Below are 5,788 nucleotides of genomic sequence, written 5' to 3'. Positions count from 1 at the left end.
ACCTCCGCTTTTGGTGATGTGATGGTTCAAATGCAGTGATTATTCTCGCAACATCTCCACGTTCAACCCAAACCACTGTTAATAGTCTACCACGATTGCTTAAACCGACTGATATTAGTCGTTGTTCATCATAGTGTCCTACATCCTCAAAAGAGATCAATGCAGGATCAAGGAAAATACTACAGACCTCCTCGAACGTGATTTCTCGCCCTCGATAGACTAAATCCATTTTTTGGTCATGCCATTCAAATAACAAGCCGTAATATTCAATTAATGGCATGATTACCTCTTTTCCTCTCGTGAAATAAAAAATATGCCTATTATTTTGGGTCTATGACACAAAAATCTCCATTTTTTCCATATCCGCACTGCTTTTTCATCACACGAACACACGGTTTAGATTCCTCTCCAACAGTACAGCTTCCAATATCAAACTGGATACCTTGCTGTCTTAAGCTCTCGATCTGAGGGATATTTTCTAAAGGTTTGATATAAACACTGAATAACCAAATGATGCCAAGCATCAGAATAGCGAAAATGCCTAAAATAATGGTGATGATTTTCCATGAAAATTGATCACTAGTTGATTCAATCGAGTTTTTTAAATGTCCAAGTGCCTTAGCGGTCTTGATAAGCTCTGCTGTACCCTCCTGTAAGCCCGTATTTAGCGATTTTGATACAGTGCTATGGGTTTGCTCTGCGATGACCTTCTGAATGTGTTCTTTCGTGATTTGAAGCTCTTTAACGGCCTGATTGACTAGGTTCTGCTGTTGTTCTGCAACTGCCATCAGTGCATATAACTTTTTTTCATCAGGTGTCATCGGCTCATCCCTCTAAACTTCATTGTTTTCTGTTGCTCTCGTTCTAATTTCTGCTGTTCTTTGTACTGCTGTAAGGCAAGCTGTTTAAAGCTGGCAAAATCAGCCTTAAAACTCTCAATGCCCTGTTTAATTTCTTTGTCTGAGATAGGGCTGTTTTTGAGGTCTTTCAGGTCGTTTTTAGGGTCGCCTAAATCTAGTCGCTCAAGCTCTTTATAGGCTGTACGTGACTGTTGCAAGGCTTCCCTGATTTCAGGGTCTTTGGCTTGGCTTGGTAAGAGTTTCTTTTCAGGGTCTTTCTCTATGCCTTGCTCTTTGTAGCTTCGCATATCAATACGGCTGTCAATTTGGTGTTTTTCCAAATGGCTATTGCATAAATCCGCCCACCTTTGGCGTAGGTCTTTAATATCAGTTTTTCGTTCCTGGTAACTCTTGCCTGTATTGTCTTTTTTAGCTCCGCCACGTTCAGGATTCTTGCTGTTATAGCGTTTGAAATATTGCTCTGGATCTCGTTCGATTCCATCTTGCAGACGTTCATTAAACATGAGGTGGATGTGGGGCTGATCGTTGCCGTCCATTGCTTTAGGGTTATGAATTGCAAACTGATACGGATATTTTGAGCCAATTTCAGACTGAATAAAGTCTTCAACCAGTTCTAGGCGTTGCTCAGCATTCATCTCTCTAGGCAGGGCAATTTCATATTCTCGATAGGTACTGCCATTTTTACGCTCGTAAAGGTCGGCTGCTTGCCAAAAAGTAATCGGATTATGTTCAGCCCATTTCGGCATATTTCCATAGTCACTATGTTCAAGGTCGGATTGTTCCTGTTTCAGCTTTTTTTCTTCGTCCCGATCAATATATTCGGCATGCGGTGCTGCCTTACCTGCCTTACCAACTTTCACACTTAAACGAGCTATCGCCATTAGGTTTTTTCCTGTGCCTTTTTTCGGTCTAGTTCTTTCTTAAATGTTCTTTGATCGAGTATCGAAGCCCACATCATAATGATGATAATTAGCGGTGCTGCGATCACGCCAAAACTAATATCTTTGATTTTTCCCAATACCTGTTTTAGTTGCATGCTGTTGCTCCTAGCTTTGGTACTTCTTTTTTTCATTCAATTTTCAATTGAACGAAAAAAAGAAGTTTCAGGGTTTTAGGGATGAAGTCCCTAACGTGCTTAGGTTTCTCAATGAAATTGAGAAACGTCTAAGCGCGCCATCAAATTTTTGATGGAAGTACAGGCGATAATCTCCAGAACGACTTTAACAAAATTACGTTACTCGAACGTAAATATTTTGTTATCGTTCTTTGAGTATTGAGCCTGTGCTTTTGCGGTATATGAATTAATGGAATTGAATATGAATAATGATTGGCTGTCTGAAAAAATCACATATATTTCTGCTTTAAAGAATCCTAGTGATGCTCAAAAACTTTTACTTGAATTAGCCAAAATTCAGTACAGAACACCCGACCAAGAGAAAAAAATCAATGCCTTGATCAAAGCTGAAAAAGCCATAGATCGAGCAAATAAGCAAAAAGTTGCAGTTAGAAAATTATTGAATGCCGAAAAGGAAGCAGAACGTAAAGCTCGTACACGTCATCTCATTCAATTAGGCGCACTATTTGAAATAGCTAACCTAGATCAGCGTGACCCAGCCGAATTACTTGGCATTCTTCTAAAAACTGCTGAAATTGATCCTAATGATATGAAATGGCAAATTTGGAAAGAGCTAGGACAAGAAACTTTAAATCATCGTAAAAAAGACAAAAAGTGATTGTTCAGAATTTTTATTCAACTTTATCTAAGCACGTAAAAAACTCATCTATATACAGAGGGTCTAAAAATTATATTTTTGATTTATAAAGATAATTAAAGATTACTTTGCATAAGGTGTATTATCTTAATAATAAGGCAACTAAGGTAGGATGAATTTTATGGCGACTGCAATTCGTGCAGATTATTGTACAAATATGACTATAAACAATTGCTCTTTTTCAGGGTTTAACAATTGTATAGAGATGAACTTTTGTACTAACTTCAATATATTAGGTAGTGGTTTTTTTAATTCTAATAATGCTGTCTTTTTATCTAATTGCTACGGAAAAGGAGCTATATCAAACAACTATACTCATAATGTAAATAATTTAATTTCAGTTGCTGATTCAAAACTAAAATACCCTCTTCCTTCAAAAAATAAGGAAAAGCATAAAATCATAAAAAAAGAGCAGAAGAAAAATAGTTCAATAAGGAATATAGAATTTAATAAAAAAATTAAAGAACTTATTAACTTAGAAGCTAACCAAAAATTTATTAAGAGAAATCATCAGTTAGCTTGTAAAATAAAATATATAAAAGCAAATCTTGGAAAATTAGAAGCTGAAAGCCTTCTTTTCTTGACTCAAGCATTAATGCAGTACGATCTTCAAAGTTAAGATGATGGTATGACAATTTTATATACTCCATAAACCCTTTAAATTAATTAGGTGGTTTATGTCGCACTTCAAGTTTTACTCTGCCAAGTATTGATATTATTAAAGCTCTTAAGATAATTTAACATTCGTCATTTCCCATAAGAATTTAATAAAATACTATATGGCTGACAGATAGATAAAAGACTAAGAAAAGAAAAGCAGACAAAAAAATACCATCGATAATAAAATTGGTTAAAAATGTTGCACGATGAAATTTAAATAAACTTGCAAAGCTAATAAATTAACACTTTTATATTCAAAAAAACTTAAATCACAAGTTAAGCTAATAAACAGTTTTAGCTATTTTAAATAAGCTCATTTTAAAAACCAAAATTTAGATTTATTGGTGATATAAAACTTTAAATCAATAGCTCCACTAACGCTCTTCACTTATTTATTTAAAATTTAGCGACGTAAAAAGACAATTAAGTATTTTTAGATAATGCTTGGAATCAATTCAATTCATCAAGTTTTAAAAAATAATTCCTTTTGTCAGGTCTATCATTTTTTAAATGCTTTAAAAATATTTTAGCAGTTTCCTCCGATGCATCCTCTCTTAGGCAACGTTCAACAAAGGATATATCTACAAATTCATCTGCTAACCCAGCACGGCCAAGATCTAAAAAATAAATTTCATTGAATTTATCTATAAAAATATTACTATCCGTGATATCGCCATGAGAAAAAACCAATCTTTCTTCAACACGAGTCTCAGTTAACTCATTCCATAGACTTAGGTAAGTTTTATGGTCTCCCCATAATTCAGCGTCAAAATCATCTTGATCTATATCGTCAAGGAGTTGGTTATCAATAAAAAATTTTGACTCTTTTAACCGATGATCAATGTTTGAAATAAATGGACAATCAATAATAGCAACTGAATTTAACAGATTGAGTGCCTCCTTATAGATAGCAAGCAATTCTTGGTCTGTTAAAAAAAGCGCTGAAATTGGTTTTGCATTGATCGCTTTAGTGATCATGAATTCAAACTGCTCATCCTGAAAAGTCATGATGAGTTCAGGCACCTTTAATTTCTCAGAGAGCCAACTCAACATTTTCGCTTCGCGAGAGACACTGTATGTGGTCTCTGTATATAAAGTGCTAGATCGCTTAAGAAAAAAAGTTTCATTATTTCGATTAAAAGAATAAACATCCGATGGCGACTGACCAATTTTATTTGGCTCTAAAACACTGTTTCCAATAAATTGTTGAATAATATTGGGCAATTCCATCAAGTTTTCCTTTTATTCAGCATTAAAACCCCGCAAATGCAAGGCCTAGTAAATAGATGATCTTAATTTGGTTCACTGTAGCAAAAATATGGGGCGAATTCAAAACTGGTTCAATAGCCTAAGCAGAAAAAGGAGTATTTGATTATCCGCACTACTATACTTCCTAAAAAAAAATGCTCTCAACTTCTCAACTCGTACCCAAAGCGTCGCACTTCGTGCTTTGGCTTTGGAAACGGTTGAGAGAGTTTCGGCAATACTCTCCCTAAAGGCGGTCATTTAAAAAAATGACGCATCCTTTAAGTATTGCCGATTTACCGCATATTCTTTTGGCTTCGGAGCCACGTATATCGGTCGTATCCGCACATAGCTTTGCAAACTATGCAGACAAGGACTAAAGGTCTTGCACCTCTCCCCACACGCTCCCTGTCGAAGTATGGCGGTATCTCTGCGAGGGTTTCCCCAACATACAACTTAACCAACCTATACAACTACTCTTAACGCTCCGCTTTTGTGAGATTCCCCTGTAGCGGTTTAGCCTTTCGACTATCGCTACGTTGCACCAGTGACACTTATTCCCTCCACATGCAACGCATGCCAATCCGTAAAACGGACACGCAGGAGCAGGCAAAGCTCGATCTAGGATGCTTATTTGATGATTTAAAACACGGATTAACGAAGACTTATCATTTTGAGTCTTGATCTAAACACTGTTTATTGTGAAAATAGAGTTCAGGTACAAGCCTTTGTGTGAAATCTGCACGAGTTGGTAGCTCTGCTGATCTTCGTTACTTGATGTTCCACCATCAAATAACTGCGTACCGCTGAATATAAAGCGAAAGCCCATTGAGTTGCAAGATTCAATGGGCTTTTTCTTTGATCAATCAGATATTAAGACAAAAAAGAGAGGTCATATCTAATCATGACTAAATCCCTAATCAAGCACGTTTCAATGCCATAATATGGCGAACCATATCGTTAATATGTTGTTTTGTTTCATTATCTTGTGAACTTAACCATGCAACTACATCAGCATCAAAAGCCTGTGCTTGAGCTATGGTATGGCGTTCCTGTAATTTCTTCACAAAGCTAGGTTTAACCAATGGCGCATTGGTAGGGTCAAAATTTTTATAGCGTTCTAGTTCATTTTGCATTGCTGTACCTCCGCTTTTGGTGATGTGATGGTTCAAATGCAGTGATTATTCTCGCAACATCTCCACGTTCAACCCAAACCACTGTTAATAGTCTACCACGATTGCTTAAACCGAC

The 5,788-nt window shown here is 36.2% G+C and carries 8 protein-coding genes and 1 pseudogene; 2 read left to right on the top strand and 7 right to left on the bottom strand.

What is annotated here, in order from left to right:
- The 4 genes from FTU90_RS15620 to FTU90_RS15605 form a co-directional block, all read right to left on the bottom strand.
- Positions 1–280: BrnT family toxin (locus FTU90_RS15620; protein ID WP_180073096.1), on the bottom strand; the 280-nt coding region annotated here is incomplete at its 3' end.
- A 40-nt stretch (positions 281–320) separates the two neighbouring features.
- Positions 321–821: a hypothetical protein gene (locus tag FTU90_RS15615; RefSeq protein WP_025464991.1), complete on the bottom strand. Its 501-nt coding sequence runs from the start codon at positions 819–821 to the stop codon at positions 321–323.
- The gene (locus tag FTU90_RS15610; RefSeq protein WP_002011644.1) at positions 818–1,741 is read right to left on the bottom strand and encodes a MobA/MobL family protein; all 924 of its coding nucleotides are present in this window, start codon (positions 1,739–1,741) and stop codon (positions 818–820) included. The genes FTU90_RS15615 and FTU90_RS15610 overlap by 4 nt, the downstream gene beginning before the upstream one ends.
- The gene (locus FTU90_RS15605; RefSeq protein ID WP_161772599.1) at positions 1,741–1,896 is read right to left on the bottom strand and encodes a heme exporter protein CcmD; all 156 of its coding nucleotides are present in this window, start codon (positions 1,894–1,896) and stop codon (positions 1,741–1,743) included. Before FTU90_RS15605 ends, FTU90_RS15610 begins: the two co-directional genes overlap by 1 nt.
- A gap of 280 nt (positions 1,897–2,176) precedes the next feature.
- Here FTU90_RS15605 and FTU90_RS15600 point away from each other — a divergent pair, with 280 nt between their 5' ends.
- Together FTU90_RS15600 and FTU90_RS15595 are read left to right on the top strand one after the other, a co-directional pair.
- Positions 2,177–2,593 carry a conjugal transfer protein TraD gene (locus tag FTU90_RS15600; RefSeq protein WP_025464995.1) on the top strand — a complete coding sequence of 139 codons (417 nt, stop codon included), beginning with the start codon at positions 2,177–2,179 and terminating at the stop codon, positions 2,591–2,593.
- A gap of 160 nt (positions 2,594–2,753) precedes the next feature.
- Positions 2,754–3,251, top strand: a complete 498-nt coding sequence (locus tag FTU90_RS15595; protein WP_031380830.1) for a hypothetical protein — start codon at positions 2,754–2,756, stop codon at positions 3,249–3,251.
- 491 nt (positions 3,252–3,742) lie between these two features.
- Here FTU90_RS15595 and FTU90_RS15590 read toward each other — a convergent pair whose 3' ends face one another.
- From FTU90_RS15590 to FTU90_RS16265, 3 genes and pseudogenes are all read right to left on the bottom strand, one after another.
- The gene (locus FTU90_RS15590; protein WP_002011642.1) at positions 3,743–4,522 is read right to left on the bottom strand and encodes an APH(3')-VI family aminoglycoside O-phosphotransferase; all 780 of its coding nucleotides are present in this window, start codon (positions 4,520–4,522) and stop codon (positions 3,743–3,745) included.
- A 935-nt stretch (positions 4,523–5,457) separates the two neighbouring features.
- On the bottom strand, positions 5,458–5,673 hold the full coding sequence (locus FTU90_RS15585) for a hypothetical protein (RefSeq protein ID WP_002011639.1): 216 nt from the start codon (positions 5,671–5,673) through the stop codon (positions 5,458–5,460).
- Positions 5,663–5,788, bottom strand: a pseudogene (locus FTU90_RS16265) (BrnT family toxin); the annotation flags it as partial. The gene FTU90_RS15585 and the pseudogene FTU90_RS16265, both read right to left, overlap by 11 nt.

Source organism: Acinetobacter sp. YH12200 (assembly GCF_013418175.1).
In the GTDB taxonomy this organism is placed as follows: domain Bacteria; phylum Pseudomonadota; class Gammaproteobacteria; order Pseudomonadales; family Moraxellaceae; genus Acinetobacter; species Acinetobacter pseudolwoffii.
This window is presented reverse-complemented; position numbering and strand designations above follow the sequence as displayed.

Excerpts from the sequence above, each read along its gene's own strand:
- FTU90_RS15615 (WP_025464991.1), bottom strand. The coding sequence starts at position 821 with ATGACACCTGATGAAAAAAAGTTATATGCACTGATGGCAGTTGCAGAA.
- FTU90_RS15610 (WP_002011644.1), bottom strand. The coding sequence starts at position 1,741 with ATGGCGATAGCTCGTTTAAGTGTGAAAGTTGGTAAGGCAGGTAAGGCA.
- FTU90_RS15605 (WP_161772599.1), bottom strand. The coding sequence starts at position 1,896 with ATGCAACTAAAACAGGTATTGGGAAAAATCAAAGATATTAGTTTTGGC.
- FTU90_RS15600 (WP_025464995.1), top strand. The coding sequence starts at position 2,177 with ATGAATAATGATTGGCTGTCTGAAAAAATCACATATATTTCTGCTTTA.
- FTU90_RS15595 (WP_031380830.1), top strand. The coding sequence starts at position 2,754 with ATGGCGACTGCAATTCGTGCAGATTATTGTACAAATATGACTATAAAC.
- FTU90_RS15590 (WP_002011642.1), bottom strand. The coding sequence starts at position 4,522 with ATGGAATTGCCCAATATTATTCAACAATTTATTGGAAACAGTGTTTTA.
- FTU90_RS15585 (WP_002011639.1), bottom strand. The coding sequence starts at position 5,673 with ATGCAAAATGAACTAGAACGCTATAAAAATTTTGACCCTACCAATGCG.